The 15,766-nt window shown below is 62.3% G+C and carries 16 protein-coding genes; 9 read left to right on the top strand and 7 right to left on the bottom strand.

The window, feature by feature from the left end:
• Positions 1-16 precede the first annotated feature (16 nt).
• From glmM to serA, 5 genes are all read left to right on the top strand, one after another.
• Positions 17-1,369: a phosphoglucosamine mutase gene (gene glmM / locus ACODTY_RS01535; protein ID WP_488992524.1), complete on the top strand. Its 1,353-nt coding sequence runs from the start codon at positions 17-19 to the stop codon at positions 1,367-1,369.
• 211 nt (positions 1,370-1,580) lie between these two features.
• Positions 1,581-2,432: an outer membrane protein gene (locus ACODTY_RS01540; protein WP_488992525.1), complete on the top strand. Its 852-nt coding sequence runs from the start codon at positions 1,581-1,583 to the stop codon at positions 2,430-2,432.
• Between the two features lie 209 nt (positions 2,433-2,641).
• Complete coding sequence (locus ACODTY_RS01545; RefSeq protein ID WP_488992526.1) at positions 2,642-3,391, top strand: outer membrane protein; 750 nt, start codon at positions 2,642-2,644, stop codon at positions 3,389-3,391.
• Between the two features lie 207 nt (positions 3,392-3,598).
• Positions 3,599-4,774 carry a phosphoserine transaminase gene (locus ACODTY_RS01550; RefSeq protein WP_488992527.1) on the top strand — a complete coding sequence of 392 codons (1,176 nt, stop codon included), beginning with the start codon at positions 3,599-3,601 and terminating at the stop codon, positions 4,772-4,774.
• Positions 4,775-4,898: 124 nt separating this feature from the next.
• On the top strand, positions 4,899-6,494 hold the full coding sequence (serA, locus tag ACODTY_RS01555; RefSeq protein WP_488992528.1) for a phosphoglycerate dehydrogenase: 1,596 nt from the start codon (positions 4,899-4,901) through the stop codon (positions 6,492-6,494).
• A 31-nt stretch (positions 6,495-6,525) separates the two neighbouring features.
• Here serA and kce read toward each other — a convergent pair whose 3' ends face one another.
• The 7 genes from kce to ACODTY_RS01590 all read right to left on the bottom strand — a co-directional run bounded on the left by kce (position 6,526) and on the right by ACODTY_RS01590 (position 10,875).
• The gene (kce, locus tag ACODTY_RS01560) at positions 6,526-7,470 is read right to left on the bottom strand and encodes a 3,5-dioxohexanoate:acetyl-CoA acetone transferase (RefSeq protein WP_488992529.1); all 945 of its coding nucleotides are present in this window, start codon (positions 7,468-7,470) and stop codon (positions 6,526-6,528) included.
• Positions 7,471-7,569: 99 nt separating this feature from the next.
• The gene (locus ACODTY_RS01565) at positions 7,570-8,019 is read right to left on the bottom strand and encodes a DUF6691 family protein (protein WP_488992530.1); all 450 of its coding nucleotides are present in this window, start codon (positions 8,017-8,019) and stop codon (positions 7,570-7,572) included.
• A complete protein-coding gene (locus tag ACODTY_RS01570) occupies positions 8,019-8,450 on the bottom strand; it encodes a YeeE/YedE family protein (RefSeq protein ID WP_488992635.1) in 432 nt (143 codons plus the stop codon). The genes ACODTY_RS01565 and ACODTY_RS01570 overlap by 1 nt, the downstream gene beginning before the upstream one ends.
• A 2-nt stretch (positions 8,451-8,452) precedes the next feature.
• Positions 8,453-8,668: a YgaP family membrane protein gene (locus ACODTY_RS01575; protein WP_488992531.1), complete on the bottom strand. Its 216-nt coding sequence runs from the start codon at positions 8,666-8,668 to the stop codon at positions 8,453-8,455.
• A gap of 24 nt (positions 8,669-8,692) precedes the next feature.
• Positions 8,693-9,028 (bottom strand): ArsR/SmtB family transcription factor, encoded by a 336-nt coding sequence (locus tag ACODTY_RS01580; RefSeq protein ID WP_488992532.1) that lies wholly within the window; start codon positions 9,026-9,028, stop codon positions 8,693-8,695.
• Positions 9,025-9,906 carry an MBL fold metallo-hydrolase gene (locus ACODTY_RS01585; protein ID WP_488992533.1) on the bottom strand — a complete coding sequence of 294 codons (882 nt, stop codon included), beginning with the start codon at positions 9,904-9,906 and terminating at the stop codon, positions 9,025-9,027. The genes ACODTY_RS01580 and ACODTY_RS01585 overlap by 4 nt, the downstream gene beginning before the upstream one ends.
• Positions 9,907-10,026: 120 nt before the next feature.
• Positions 10,027-10,875, bottom strand: a complete 849-nt coding sequence (locus tag ACODTY_RS01590) for an alpha/beta hydrolase (protein ID WP_488992534.1) — start codon at positions 10,873-10,875, stop codon at positions 10,027-10,029.
• A 196-nt stretch (positions 10,876-11,071) separates the two neighbouring features.
• On the opposite strand from ACODTY_RS01590, the gene ACODTY_RS01595 reads away from it, so the two are divergent.
• From ACODTY_RS01595 to ACODTY_RS01610, 4 genes are all read left to right on the top strand, one after another.
• Positions 11,072-12,697: an AMP-binding protein gene (locus tag ACODTY_RS01595; protein ID WP_488992535.1), complete on the top strand. Its 1,626-nt coding sequence runs from the start codon at positions 11,072-11,074 to the stop codon at positions 12,695-12,697.
• A complete protein-coding gene (gene kynA, locus ACODTY_RS01600) occupies positions 12,694-13,530 on the top strand; it encodes a tryptophan 2,3-dioxygenase (RefSeq protein ID WP_488992536.1) in 837 nt (278 codons plus the stop codon). The genes ACODTY_RS01595 and kynA overlap by 4 nt, the downstream gene beginning before the upstream one ends.
• Positions 13,531-13,569: 39 nt before the next feature.
• Positions 13,570-14,706 carry an ABC transporter substrate-binding protein gene (locus ACODTY_RS01605; protein ID WP_488992537.1) on the top strand — a complete coding sequence of 379 codons (1,137 nt, stop codon included), beginning with the start codon at positions 13,570-13,572 and terminating at the stop codon, positions 14,704-14,706.
• A 139-nt stretch (positions 14,707-14,845) separates the two neighbouring features.
• On the top strand, positions 14,846-15,766 hold the full coding sequence (locus tag ACODTY_RS01610) for a branched-chain amino acid ABC transporter permease (protein ID WP_488992538.1): 921 nt from the start codon (positions 14,846-14,848) through the stop codon (positions 15,764-15,766).

Genomic DNA, 15,766 nt, shown 5'->3' on the forward strand with positions numbered 1-15,766 from the left:
CCGCCAGGGAAAACAATTGATGGGACGTTATTTCGGTACCGACGGGATCCGGGGGCGGGCCAACAAGTTTCCAATGACAGCCGAAATCGCCATGCGCGTCGGCATGGCGGCGGGCCTTTCGTTTCATCGCGGCAGCCACCGTCACCGCGTCGTGCTGGGCAAGGATACGCGCCTTTCAGGCTATATGATCGAAAACGCGCTGGTGGCCGGACTGTGCGCCGCCGGCATGGACGTGTTCCTGCTCGGCCCCATTCCGACGCCTGCGGTTGCCATGCTGGTGCGCTCGCTGCGCGCCGACATCGGCGTGATGATCTCGGCCTCGCACAACCCCTATCACGACAACGGCATCAAGCTGTTCGGCCCTGACGGCTACAAGCTGTCAGACGAGATCGAGGAACGCATCGAGGCGATGCTCGATGAGGACATCGAGATGGCGCTGGCCGATTCCGACGGGCTTGGCCGGGCCAAGCGCGTCGATGGCGTGCACGACCGCTATATCGAGTTCGCCAAGCGCACGCTGCCGCGCTCGATGTCGCTGTCGGGCCTCAGGATCGTGGTCGACTGCGCAAATGGCGCTGCCTACAAGGTTGCGCCGGCTGCGCTTTGGGAACTCGGCGCGGAAGTCGTCGCCATCAACGATGATCCGAACGGCTTCAACATCAACAAGGAATGCGGCTCGACCCATCCGCTCGGCCTGCAGAAGAAGGTGCATGAGGTGCGTGCCGACATCGGCATCGCGCTCGACGGCGACGCCGACCGCGTCGTCATCGTCGATGAGAATGGCGAGATCGTCGATGGCGACCAGATTATGGCGCTGATTGCCGAATCCTGGCTGCAGAATGGACGCCTTGCCGGCGGCGGTGTGGTCTCGACGATCATGTCCAATCTCGGCCTCGAGCGCTTCCTCGAAGGGATCAAGCTGCAACTGCACCGCACCAAGGTTGGCGACCGTTATGTGGTCGAGCATATGCGCGCGCACGGCCTGAATGTCGGCGGTGAACAGTCCGGCCATATCGTGCTGTCCGATTTCTCCACCACCGGCGACGGGCTGGTTTCGGCGCTGCAGGTGCTGGCCTGCATCAAGCGGCAGAACAAGCCGGTCAGCGAAATCTCGAAGAAGTTCGAGCCGGTGCCGCAGCTTTTGAAGAATGTGCGGGTTTCCGGCGGCGCGCCGCTTGAGGACAAGCAGGTCAAGCAGGCGATCGACGAAGCGCGCGACAGGCTGGGCAAATCCGGCCGGCTCGTTATCCGTCCTTCCGGCACCGAGCCGCTGATCCGCGTGATGGCGGAAGGCGACGATCAGAAGCTGGTCGAGACGGTGGTGGACGATCTGGTCACGGTGATTTCACAGGCCAGAAACGCGGCCTGACCCCGCAGGAATTTCACTTTCCAAACGGCCCGCTTCGGCGGGCCTTTTTCATGGGCATGGAGAGCGCACGGTCCGGGCCGAAACCGCAATCGCAAAGATTCTTGGTTAATTATCAAGGTTAAACGGCCCTTAACCTTTGCAATTCATTATCCACGTCGAACTCAATCAGTTTCGGGCAGGTTGTGGGTCCCGACATTCAGGGGTGACGAGGATGTTCAGTTTCGCAAAGAAGGCGATGTTGGCTGCGGTTGCGATCGGTTTTGCCGGTCCGGTGTTTGCAGCGGACATCATGGAGCCGGTGGTAGAGCAGGCGCCGCCTGTCGTCTATCAGGAGGCTGCTGACTATGGCGGCTGGTACATTCGTGGCGATATCGACTATCACTGGTCGAAGTTCCGGGGTGCTGACTACATCGTCTACGGGCCACCGCCCGGCACCAACTCCTTCACGGAAGGCAGCCTCAAGAGCGCCTTTTCAGCTGGAGCCGGCGTCGGTTACCAGATCAACGAGCATCTGCGCACCGACGTGACGCTGGACTGGCTGGCCAAGTCCAAGTTCCGCGGCGCGACTGTGGGCGATTGCGGCGGCACGCCTTGCTCGTCCGTTGACACCACGGCCTATTCGGGGTGGCTGCTGCTCGCCAACGCCTATGTCGATCTCGGCACCTGGCACAAGGTTACGCCTTACATCGGCGGCGGCATCGGCGGCGCGCATGTGAAGTGGGACACGCTCAACAACCAGATTTGTACCGATCCGACCGACCCCACCACCTGCACCGTGACCGAGCATGGCGGCGGCAAGGGCTGGCGGTTCGCCTACTCGCTGTCAGCCGGTGCATCCTACTGCCTGACACGCAATCTCGACGTGGATGTCGGCTATCGCTTCAGCCATATCAATGGCGGCCGGATGTTCGAGCTTGATGCTGGCGGCGGTGCCGGCCCGGGCTTTGACCGGGGCCTCAATGTGCATGAAGTGCGCGGCGGCCTACGCTACTCCTTCAACGGAAACAGCAAGTGCGACGAACCACAGGTCGCCTACGAACCGGAGCCGGTCTACACCAAGTAACGTTCTTCTCAAGCCAAGTCGAAACACCGCCCGGCCCAGCGCCGGGCGGTTTTCATTTGCGTGCTGGAAATGATTTCCGAACTGCTGAAATTCATTTCGTAACTTCCTGTTATCCTTAACCGCCACTTAACCTGTATGGTTAACAATACCCTTGAAACGGCGGCTGGGCATTTCCGATTCTACCAGCGCCAACCTCGGGAGCTGGTGACATGAAGCTGAAATCTCGCATTGCGCTGGCATTGGCCGCAACGGTCGCGCTACCCTTCACGGCGGTGCTGGCGGCTGACTACGATCCTCCGATCTATGTCGATCAGGCGCCTGAATATACGCCGGTCGAGATCGGCTCGGGCTGGTATCTGCGCGGCGATGTCGCGTATCTTGCCAATGACAGCTACAGCAATGTCGACTTCGGTTCGCCAACCGTCGGTTACTCCGAACGCGAAAAGCCGATATTTGCCAGCGTCGGCTTCGGCTACCATTTCAACGACTATCTGCGCAGCGACATCAACTTCGGCGTCATGCCGGGCAATGAGGTCACGGCTTCGGAAGTCAATCCGGGCGTCGATATCGCAACGTCCCGTGTTGAAAACAGCGCCCGCACGGCAATCGTCAACGCCTATGTCGATCTCGGCACCTATGTCGGCTTAACGCCTTACATCGGTGCCGGTATCGGCCTCATGCAAAGCAAACGTGATGCAAGCCTGGCTTACACCGACCTCGTGACACCGGCCAACAGCACCAACATAACTGACAGCAAGACCCAGTATTCGTTGGCCTACACGCTTAACGCCGGCCTCGCCTATCAACTGTCGAAGAACGTCGTCGTCGATCTCGGCTACCAGTTCATGTCGGCCCCGGACGCCGAATATGCGCGCCTCGACAGTGCTTCGGCCTATTCGATCCAGAAGGGCGTCGACAACCACCAGATCAAGGTCGGCCTGCGTTACGACCTCTGGTAAATATCAGGCCAAGTTCGATCTGAAGCGGCGGGCCTTGGCTCGCCGTTTTCGTTGTTGCCTACTCTCATGGGGCAATTCGTGATGCTTTGGTAGTATCCCGGAAACGACAAAAACTTTTCTCTTGACGCCCGGCAAGTTGAGGCATATCGCCGTCCGTGGGCCACTCCTCCCCAACGAGGAGCTTACTATCTGGAAGGATAGACCACGATGACGACTTTCCCCAAGCCGGACGTGCGTCCGGCAAATCCCAATTTTTCTTCTGGTCCTTGCGCGAAACGCCCCGGCTGGTCGGTCGAGGCGCTGAACGATGCCGTGCTTGGCCGTTCGCACCGCGCCAAGATCGGCAAGGCCAAGCTCGAACAGGCGATCGATCTGACGCGCGAGGTGCTCGAAGTGCCTTCGACGCATCGCATCGGCATCGTGCCGGCATCGGACACCGGTGCTGTCGAGATGGCGCTGTGGTCGCTGCTCGGCGAACGCGGCGTCGACATGGTCGCCTGGGAATCCTTCGGTTCGGGCTGGATCACCGACGTGGTCAAGCAGTTGAAGCTTGGCGACGTGCGCCGCATCGAGGCGCCCTATGGCGTGCTGCCTGACCTGAAGCAGATCGATTTCGACCGCGACGTTGTCTTCACCTGGAACGGCACCACGTCCGGCGTGCGCGTGCCCAACGCCGATTTCATCCCGGCAGACCGCAAGGGGCTGACCATTTGCGACGCCACTTCGGCGGCGTTTGCGCAGAACCTCGATTTCTCCAAGCTCGATGTGGTGACTTTCTCCTGGCAAAAAGTGCTGGGTGGCGAGGGCGCGCACGGCATGCTGATCCTCAGCCCGCGCGCCGTCGAGCGTCTGGAAAGCTACAAGCCGGCATGGCCGCTGCCGAAGATTTTCCGCCTGACCTCGAACGGCAAGCTGATAGAAGGCATCTTCAAGGGCGAGACGATCAACACGCCGTCGATGCTGTGCGTCGAGGACTATCTCGACACGCTTGGCTGGGCCAAGGCCATTGGCGGGCTTACGGCGCTGAGGGCGCGCGTCGATGCCAATGCAGCCGCAATCGAGCGCTTCGTGGCGGACTCGCCGTGGCTTGGCCATCTGGCCGTCGATCCGGCGACGCGGTCGAATACCTCCGTTTGCCTGTCGATCGTCGATCCGGCGGTTGCGGCACTCGACGCTGATGGCCAGGCCGCTTTCGCCAAGGGGCTGGTGTCGTTGCTGGACAAGGAAGGCGTGGCCTATGACATCGGCCATTATCGCGATGCGCCTGCCGGCCTGCGCATCTGGTGCGGCGCGACGGTCGAAACCGCCGATGTCGAGGCGCTGATGCCGTGGCTGGACTGGGCTTTTGCCCAGCAGAAGACCGGCCTCAAGGCTGCCGCCTGACGAACAGGGCCTGAAAAGGCCAGGGTGGGGGCCGCTGCCTCCCAAGCCCCCCACCCATTCCACCTTTCACCGAACTTTGCGCTGCGCCTTTGATGAAGGCAGCGCCGACATGAGGACCAAGCCAATGCCCCGCGTTCTTGTTTCCGACAAGCTTTCCCCCACCGCCGTGCAGATCTTCAAGGATCGCGGCGTCGACGTCGACTATTTGCCCGAGGTCGGCAAGGACAAGGAGAAGCTGCTTGAGATCATCGGCCAGTATGACGGCCTCGCCATTCGCTCGGCCACCAAGGTCACCGAAAAGCTGCTCGGTGCGGCGACCAACCTGAAGGTGGTCGGCCGCGCCGGCATCGGCGTCGACAATGTCGATATCCCCGCTGCCTCGCGCCGAGGCATCATCGTCATGAACACGCCCTTCGGCAATTCGATCACCACCGCAGAGCACGCCGTTGCGCTGATGTTCGCGCTTGCCCGCCAGCTGCCCGAGGCCAATGCCTCGACGCAGGCCGGCAAGTGGGAGAAGAACCGCTTCATGGGCGTCGAGATCACCGGCAAGACGCTTGGCGTCATCGGTTGCGGCAATATCGGCTCCATCGTGGCGACGCGCGGCGTCGGCCTCAAGATGCACGTCGTTGCCTTCGATCCGTTCCTGTCCGACAGCCGGGCCGAAGAGCTTGGCGTGGACAAGGTGGAACTGGACGAACTGTTCGCCCGCTCCGATTTCATCACGCTGCACACGCCGATGACGGACAAGACGCGCGGCATCATCAATGCCGAAGCGATCGCGAAGATGAAGGACGGCGTGCGCATCATCAATTGCGCGCGCGGCGGGCTGATCGTCGAGGCCGATCTCGTGGCGGCGCTGAACAGCGGCAAGGTGGCGGGCGCCGGCATCGACGTGTTCGAGGTGGAGCCGGCAACGGAAAGCCCGCTGTTCGGCCTGGAAAATGTCGTCTGCACGCCGCATCTGGGTGCCTCTACCGAAGAGGCGCAGGAAAACGTGGCGCTGCAGGTGGCCGAGCAGATGTCGGATTACCTGATCAAGGGTGCGGTTTCCAACGCCATCAACATGCCGGCGATTACGCCCGAAGAAGCGCCGCGGCTGAAGCCGTTCGTCAAGCTGGCGGAAGTGCTGGGCGCGTTTGTCGGGCAGGTCACGGAAGACCCGATCAAGGAAGTAGAGATCTTGTTCGACGGACAGACGGCGACGATGAATACGCGCGCGCTGATCAGCGCCACGCTTGCCGGCCTGATCCGGCCGCAGGTCTCCGACGTCAACATGGTGTCCGCGCCGATCATGGTGAAGGAGCGCGGCATCATCGTAGCCGAAGTGAAGCGCGACAAGTCCGGTGTGTTCGACGGCTACATCAAGCTGACGGTGAAGACCGAGCACAGGACGCGCGCCATTGCCGGCACCTGCTTCTCGGACGGCAAGCCGCGCTTCATCCAGATCAAGGGCATCAACCTCGATGCCGAGGTCGGCCAGCACATGCTCTATACGACCAATGCCGATGCGCCGGGCATCATCGGCCTGCTCGGCACGTTGTGCGGCAAGAACGGCGTCAACATCGCCAACTTCCAGCTTGGCCGCAACCGTCCGGGCGGCGACGCCATCGCCCTGCTCTACCTGGATGCGCCGTTCCCCGAGAAGGTGCTGGCGGAATTGCGTGAAAATACGGCGATCGATTCAGCCAAGCCGCTGCAGTTCGACGTGGCGGGCTGAGGCAAGCATGCAGGCCTGGTTGCGGTGGCCGTCAGAAAGCCACCGCATCGCCGCCCTTGAGGTCGAGCAGCGCACGGGCTTCGTCGGGCGTTGCGACCTCGAGGCCCATGTTCTCGATGATGAGCCGGGCCTTCTCGACCTGCTCGGCATTCGAGCGGGCGAGCTTGCCGGGACCTGCCCATAGCGAATCCTCCAGCCCGACGCGGACGTGGCCGCCGAGCGCGACGGACATCGAGGCAACCGGCAGCTGGTTGCGTCCCGCACCAAGCACCGACCACTGGAAGTCCGAGCCGAACAGCCGGGTCGCGGTGCGGTGCATGTGGGCGACGTCTTCGTAGTGCGCGCTAATGCCACCCAGTATGCCGAACACGCTCTGGACGAAGAAGGGCGGCTTGACGATGCCGAGTTCGGCGAAATGGGCCAGCGTGTAGAGATGGCCGATGTCGTAACACTCGAATTCGAAGCGGGTGCCGTTGTCGGCGCAGGTCTTCAAGATGTACTCGATGTCGGCGAAGGTGTTCTTGAAGACGCGGTCCTTCGAACCTTCGAGATAGGGCCGCTCCCAGTCATGCTTGAACTCGGTGAAGCGGTTCAGCATCGGGTGGAGGCCGAAATTCATCGAACCCATGTTGAGCGAGGCAACCTCCGGCTTGAAGATCTTGGCTGGTTTGAGGCGGTCGTCGATGGTCATCGTTGCGGCACCGCCGGTGGTGATGTTGACGACGCAGTTCGAGCGCTGCTTGATGACCGACAGGAAGGGCGAGAAAAGGTCCGGGTTCTGGTCGGGTCGGCCGTCCACCGGATTGCGCGCATGAAGGTGGATGATGGCGGCGCCTGCTTCCGCCGCGCCGACCGCCGCATCGGCGATCTCGCTCGCCGTTACCGGCAGATGCGGCGACATCGACGGCGTATGGATCGAGCCGGTCACGGCACAGGTGATTATGACCTTGCGGTTGCTCTTGGCCGGTGCGTTCATCCCTGTTCCCCGTTCTGATCCGATGGTTGGCGCACTATAGCCGGATCAAGCGCGAGCGGTATGGCTCAGCACAGCGGCGCGGACGGTACCACGCGATGGTTAGCCGTTGGTGGTGGCGTCAATTGAGGCCGAAGCCTGCCGCACGTTGCCGGCGATGCGAGCAAGGGCGATGCCAACAACCATCGCCGCGATGAAGATCAGCGCCGAAGGCTCGGCCAGACCGAGCGCGGGGATTGAACCGCCGGGGCAAAAGCCGGTGATGCCCCAGCCGATGCCGAAAGTGGCCGCACCACCCAGCAAGGGCAGGTCGAGTTTGCTTTTCGAGGGCAGATGGAAGCTGGTGTCAAAGGTCGGATTGGGGCGCTTGAGCACCAATCGGTAGCCGACGAAGGTCACCAAAAGCGCGCCGCCCATGACGAAGGCGAGCGACGGGTCAAAGGTGCCGGCGAAATCGAAGAAGTTCTGCACCTTGGCCGGGTTGATCATGCCGGAGATGGCGATGCCGGTGCCGAAGATTGCGCCGATGAGCAGGGCGGCGAGATTGCGCATCACGCGAACCCTCCGAGCACGTGGCGGACGACGAATACCGTCACCGCGGTCGAGGCCATGAAGACGCAAGTTGCCGCAATCGAGCGCCGCGACAGGCGGGCGATGCCGCACACGCCGTGGCCGGACGGACAGCCCGCGCCGAAATGCACGCCGACGCCGACGATGAGCCCGCCGATGACGAGCCAAGGTGTCGGCACATCGCTCCGGAACGGGATGGCGAAGCCGCCAAGACCTACGATGAGGGCCGGCGCCGCGACCGCGCCGGCGAGGAACGCCAATCGCCAGTTCCAGTCAGGTACAGTGGGCGGTATGAGGCCGGAGAGGATGCCGGTCATGCCGGCGATGCGGCCATGCAGCGCCATCAACAGGACAGCGGCAAGGCCGATCAGCGTTCCGCCGAAGAACGAGGCTACCGGCGTGAACTCGGTCATCATCAGTCTTTCTTCGCTGTGGACATGTTGAGGATGCGATAGGCGGGGCAGAAACGAACGACGCCGGTGAAGATCAGCACCAAGCCGGCAATGACCGAAATCCAGACCCATACCGGGTTGTTGAACAGCGCCCAGTTGGTGACGAACGGGACGACGAGAAGCAGAAGGCCGAGGATGACACGCACGATGCGGTCAGGCGTACCGACATTGAAGCTCATGGCAGTCTCCTTGAGTTTGTGTTGTCAGGGGCGTTGGCAAAACAGTGCGTGCATGGTGCCGATAAACGTCTCGATGCGCGGGTCGGCCAATGTGTAGAACACCTGCTTGCCCTCCTTGCGGCCCGCGATCAGGCCTGCTTCGCGCAGTTCGGCAAGCTGTTGCGACAGGCCGGGCTGGCGGATGCCGAGCAGGTCTTCCAGTTCGCGCACCGAGCGTTCGCCATCGGCCAACGCGCAGCAGACCAGCAGGCGGTCGGGGTTGGACAGTTTCTTGAGGAAGGCCGATGCCTCCTCGACATTCGACTTGAGGTCGGCTGCCTCGCAGGAAAGCCGTTCGGCTCTGACGATGACCGGGTTCATCCCCACGGCGCTCCTTTCAAAAGGTCGAGCGGTATCTTCAGATAGCGCGTACCGTTGGCTTCCGGTTCGGGCAAGCGCCCGCCATTGGTGTTGATCTGCAGCGAATGCAGGATCAGCTTCGGCATCGGCAAGGTCTTGTCACGCCCTTCGCGCAGCGCGACGAATTCCGCCTCGGTCTTCACTTTCGACATATGCGAGTTCTTCGCCTTCTGTTCGGCCACGGTCGATTCCCACAAGGGTTCGCGGCCGCCGGGCTGATAGTCGTGGCCGGTGAAGATACGGGTGTCGTCGGGCAAGGCGAGGATCGCCTGGATCGAGCTCCACAGCGCCCTGGCGCTGCCGCCTGGAAAATCGGCGCGGGCGGTGCCGCTGTCGGGCATGAACAGCGTGTCGTGGACGAAGGCGGCGTCGCCGACGACATAGGTGATCGAGGCCAGCGTGTGACCGGGCGAGTGCATGACGCGGGCGTCGATATCGCCGACCCTGAAGGTGTCGCCGTCAGCGAACAGGTGGTCCCATTGCGAACCGTTGGCGGGGAAATCCGGCCAGTTGTAAAAACCCTTCCAGAGTTTTTGCACGTCCTTGATCTTCTCGCCGATGGCCGTCGGCGCGCCGGTCTTTCGCTTGAGATAGGGGGCAGCCGAGAAATGGTCGGCGTGCGGATGGGTGTCGAGTATCCACTCGACCGTGTAGCCCTTGGCGTCGACGAATTCGAGCAGACGGTCGGCATTGGTCGATGCGGTCTGTCCGGACTTTTCATCGAAATCATAAACCGGATCGATGATGGCGCATTTCTTTTGCGCCGCGTCGGCAACGACATATTGCACCGACCATGTTCTCGGATCGAAGAATGCCGTGACTTCGGGCTTTACTGCCATGATGCCGTCCCCCTCATTCGCAATTTTCAATTACGTATTATCGATTGCAAAAAAATGCAATTGAAAAAATGAAAGCGAGCTTGAATGGGAAACTGGGCCGGATGGCTGCGTCTTTGACTGCTATTCTGCCAGCAGGCAGCGGGTCAGGGCATGGGCCGGATCGGCAAGGCCGTCGATAACGCTGAAATGGTGCCGGTCGGGCTCGACCAACGTGGCCGTCTCGGCTTCGAGCCCAGTCCAGATGTTGGCCAGAAGTGCGTTCTGGCGCACAAATTCCGCCCGTTCGGCACCACCCACCCAGCAGGTGAGGCGGATGCCTTCAATCGGCCGCAACAGGACCGGGCTTTCGGCAAGCGCCTCGGCTTCGTCGATGCGCAAGGTCTCGTTCATGGCGGTGCGCATGAGCGGCCTGAGATCATGTACGCCGGAGATGGAGATGACGTGGCGGAGCCGGGCGCGGACATCGCCTGCAAGTGGCGAGGTGGCGGAGGCCATGCGGCTGACCAGATGGCCGCCGGCGGAATGACCGGTCAGCATGACCGGGCCTTCAACCATCGCGGCGGCCGCGGTGATCGCCGCGCCGATCTCCTTGACGATGCCGCTGATGCGGTTGTCGGGGCAAAGCGTGTAGGAGGGCATCGCAACGGCATATCCATGCGCCAGCGGGCCGGCGGCGAGGTTCGACCAGTAGCTCTTGTCCAGCGCCATCCAGTAGCCGCCGTGGACGAAAACGACGAGGCCCTTCGCCGTGCCCTGCGGCAGGAACAGGTCGAAGCGGTTGCGTTCCTTTTCGCCGTAAGCGAGGTCGAGCTTGGCCTTGTCCGCCCCCAGGCTTTCCCTGAAGCTGCGGGCAGGCTCCACCCAGGCGGCGGGCCAGCGCTCGCCGCCGGCAATATGCGCGCCGTTGGTATAGGCGTCGCTCCAGTTTTCGATGCGGCGGGTAAGCACGGGCGTCCTCCAGGCAGTCATTTTGCTCCTGACCCTAGCTGCGATGCTGCCGGGTGCGAAGTCAATATCGGTTCCCAAGAAACTTTAGGCTTGAAATAATTTCCGGCAAATGTCATGCTTTTCCGGTCGACAGATGCCATGCGAGACGGCCCGCCTTTTACAAGGCCTGGTTGCCGGGAGGCCGCGTGGCGTCTGCCGCAGGGAGGAAATCACTGCCATGCTTGGGCCTACGGCGCATATCGATACGTTCACGCGCGACAACCTTCCGCCGGCCGACCAATGGCCGGCCTTCCTGCTCGATGGCTTCCAATATCCAGACCACCTCAACGCGGCTGTCGAACTGACCGACCGCATGGTCGACAAGGGTTTCGGCGACCACACCGCGCTGATCGGCAACGGCCGCCGGCGCACCTATAAGGAACTGTCCGACTGGACGAACCGGCTGGCGCACGCGCTGGTCGAGGACTACGGGGTCAAGCCCGGCAACCGCATCCTGATCCGCTCCGCCAACAACCCGGCCATGGTGGCGTGCTGGTTGGCGGCGACCAAGGCGGGCGCCGTCGTGGTCAACACCATGCCGATGCTGCGCGCCGGCGAACTGGCCAAGATCGTCGACAAGGCCGAAATCGGGCTGGCGCTGTGCGACACCCGCCTGATGGACGAGATGGTGGCCTGCGCCAAGGACAGCGCCTTCCTGACCAAGGTGATCGGCTTCGACGGTACCGCCAATCACGATGCCGAACTGGACCGTATCGCGCTCTCCAAATCCGTTCGCTTCGAAGCTGTCAAAACCGGGCGCGACGACGTCGCCTTGCTTGGCTTCACCTCGGGCACAACGGGGGTGCCCAAGGCGACGATGCATTTTCATCGCGACCTGCTCATCATCGCCGACGGCTATGCCAGGGAAGTTCTCGGCGTGACGCCCGACGACGTGTTCGTCGGTTCGCCGCCGCTTGCCTTCACCTTCGGCCTTGGCGGGCTTGCGATCTTCCCGCTGCGTTTCGGCGCCACCGCGACGCTTCTGGAAAACGCCTCGCCGCCCAACATGATCGAGATCATCGAAACCTATAAGGCGACGATCAGCTTCACCGCTCCGACCGCCTACCGGGCGATGATGAAGGCGATGGACGAGGGTGCCGACCTGTCGTCGCTGCGCGTCGCGGTTTCGGCCGGCGAGACCTTGCCAGGGCCGGTATTCGAGGAATGGGTGGCGAAGACCGGCAAGCCGATCCTCGACGGCATCGGTGCGACCGAGATGCTGCACATCTTCATTTCCAACCGCTTCGAGGACATGAAGCCGGCTTCGACCGGCAAAGCTGTCAGCGGCTATGAGGCGCGCATTGTCGATGAAGACATGAACGAAGTACCGCGCGGCACCGTGGGCCGGCTCGCCGTGCGCGGGCCGACCGGCTGCCGCTACATGGCCGATGACCGCCAGCGCAACTATGTCCGCGACGGCTGGAACCTGACCGGCGATTCCTTCGTGCAGGACGAGGACGGCTTCTTCCATTTTGCCGCCCGCTCCGACGATATGATCGTCAGCGCCGGCTACAACATTGCCGGACCGGAGGTTGAGGCGGCGCTTCTTGCCCATGACGAAGTGGCCGAATGCGCGGTGATCGGCGCGCCGGACACCGACCGGGGCGAGATCGTCGAGGCCTATGTCGTGCTGGTCAAGGGCGTGGCCGGTGACGCGACCACGGTCAAGCGGCTGCAGGATCACGTCAAGGCGACGATTGCGCCTTACAAATACCCGCGCTCGGTCAGGTTCGTGGAAGCGCTGCCGAAGACGCAGACCGGCAAGATCCAGCGCTTCCGGCTGAGAACGGAGCGCCCACAATGAGCGAAGCCTACGATCCATCCGGCGAAGGCGCGCAGATGTCGTTCAAGGGACGCATGTCCTACAGCGACTATCTGCATCTGGAAAAAGTGCTCGACGCGCAGGAGCCGCTTTCGACCGCGCATGACGAGATGCTGTTCATCATCCAGCACCAGACCTCCGAATTGTGGATGAAGCTTGCCCTGCACGAACTGCGCTCGGCGATTGCCTGCGTGCGGGCCGACGACGTTCAGCCCTGCTTCAAGATGCTGTCGCGCGTGGCGCGTATCCTCGAACAGCTCAACAACGCCTGGGACGTGCTGCGCACGATGACGCCCAGCGAATACACGGAGTTTCGCAGCTCACTCGGGCAGTCCTCCGGCTTCCAATCGTGGCAATACCGGGCGATCGAGTTCCTTGCCGGCAACCGCAACCTTGCCATGCTGGGTCCGCACAAGCACCGTCCCGACCTGCTCGAAAAGCTGGAGGCAATCCTTGCAGAGCCGTCGCTCTACGATGAGGCGATCCTGCTGCTGGGCCGCAACGGTTTCGACATTGGCACGGATGGCAAGCGGACCGACTGGCGCGAAACACGCCCCGAAAGCGAGGAAGTGCTTGCGGCATGGCAGGCGATCTATCGTGAGCCGCACCGCTACTGGGTGCTTTACGAACTGGCCGAGAAGCTTGTCGATTTCGAAGACTATTTCCGCCGCTGGCGTTTCAACCATGTCACCACGGTCGAGCGCATCATCGGCCTCAAGCGCGGCACCGGCGGCACGGGAGGCGTTTCCTATCTTAAAAAGATGCTGGAGGTTGAACTGTTTCCGGAACTCTGGAAAGTTCGCACCAGGCTCTGACGTAAAGCCCAAAAACGACCACCCTAGGAGGAGAACAGTATGCGTGGAATTCTGGCGGCCAGCCTGCTTGGCCTTTCATTGACGGTATCGGGATTGGCCCAGGCCGAGCCGGTGAAGATCGGCGTGATCACCACGCTGTCTGGCGGCGGCGCTGGCCTTGGCGTCGATATGCGCGATGCCTTCACGCTGGCGATGAAGCAGTCCGGCAACAAGGACGTGGAACTCGTCGTGGAAGACGATGCCCAGAAGCCTGAACTGGCCGTGCAGATCGCGGAAAAGATGATCCAGAGCGACAAGGTCGACCTGATGACCGGCATCATCTGGTCGAACCTCGCCATGGCCGTCGTGCCGAACACTGTCGCGCAGGACGTGATCTATCTTTCGCCGAACGCAGGTCCTTCGGCGCTGGCCGGGGCCAACTGCAACAAGAACTATTTCAACGTCGCCTACCAGAACGACAATTTCCATGAGGCGATGGGCCAGTATGCCAACAAGGACTACAAGAAGACCTTCATCCTTGCGCCCAACTATCCGGCCGGCAAGGATTCGCTGACCGGCTTCAAGCGCTACTACAAGGGCGAACTGGCCGGCGAGCTCTATACGCAGGTCGGCCAGACCGACTATGCGGCCGAAATCGCACAGATCCGCGCTTCGGGTGCGGATTCGGTGTTCTTCTTCCTGCCCGGCGGCATGGGCATCGCCTTCATGAAGCAGTACGCCCAGTCGGGCGTCGGCATTCCGGTGCTGGGGCCAAGCTTCTCGTTCAGCCAGGACGTGTTGCCGGCGATCGGTGACGCCGCGCTCGGCGTCAAGAACTCGGCAAGCTGGTCGAAGGATCTCGATAACGAGGCCAACAAGGCCTTCGTGGAAGCCTTCCAGAAGGAATACAACCGCCTGCCTTCGATCTATGCGGCGCAGAGCTGGGATACCGCGAACCTGATCCTGTCGGCGCTTTCCAAGGCGAGCGTGAAGGACAAGGACGCCTTCCGCGCGGCGCTCAAGGCTGCCGACTTCAAGTCGGTGCGCGGCGAGTTCTCCTTCAACACCAACAACCATCCGATCCAGAACATCTATGTTCGCGAAGTGGTGAAGGAAGGCGATGTCCTGACCAACAAGATCATCGCGACCGCCTTTGAAAAGCACGGCGACGCCTACGCCGAACAGTGCAAGATGTAAGATCGACTGCTGCCCTCTCTCCGTTTTCGGGGGGAGGGCGCTTCGCAAATCTCGATGCGTCCCGCACCGCCGTATCCTTTGCACGGGATATCGGACCGTACGCGTCGATTGACCCCGCACCCAGCCATCGAAGGCCCTTGTGACCGCCGCCCTCATCATCGAACAGCTTCTGAACGGCTTGCAGCTCGGCGTCATGCTGTTTTTGATCGCGGCCGGCTTGACGCTGATCTTCGGCGTCATGGGCTTCATCAACCTTGCCCACGGCTCGCTCTACATGATCGGCGCTTTCGCCTGCGCGGCAATCGCGGCGGCGACCGGCTCGTTCTGGATCGGCCTTGCCGCAAGCCTTGTCGCCGCTGCCGCCGCGGGCGCGCTGATGGAGGTTACGATCGTTCGCCGGCTCTATGAGCGCGACCATCTCGACCAGGTGCTGGCGACGTTCGCGCTGATCCTCATCCTGTCGGAAGGCACGCGCTGGCTGTTCGGCTCGTTTCCGCTCTATCTCGACATTCCGCCGCTGCTGCAGGGCGCGGTGCCGCTGCCGGGCGGCGGCCAATACCAGCTCTACCGGCTGGCGATCATCGGCGTCGGCATCCTCGTCGCCGTCGGCCTCTATCTGCTGATTTCGCGCACGCGGCTCGGCATGCGCATCCGCGCCGGCGAGACCGACCGCGAGATGATAGCGGCGCTCGGCGTCGATATCCGCACGCTCTATACGGTGGTGTTTGCACTGGGCGCCGCGCTTGCCGGCCTGGCAGGCGCCATGGTCGGCGCGCTGCAATCGGTGCAGGTCGGCATGGGCGAGCCGGCGCTGATCCTTGCCTTCGTCGTCATCGTCATAGGCGGCATCGGCACGATCAAGGGCGCGCTTGTCGGCGCGATCCTTGTCGGGCTGGTCGATACGATGGGCCGTTTCCTCTTGCCCAAGCTGGTGGCGCTCGCGCTGCCCGCCTCGCAGGCCACCATGGTCGGGGCAGCGCTTGCCTCGATGCTGATCTATATCGTCATGGCGCTGATCCTGGCCTTCAAGCCGCGCGGCCTTTTCGCGGGGCAAGGCTGA

The sequence above is a fragment of the Mesorhizobium sp. FG116 genome, assembly GCF_057809835.1.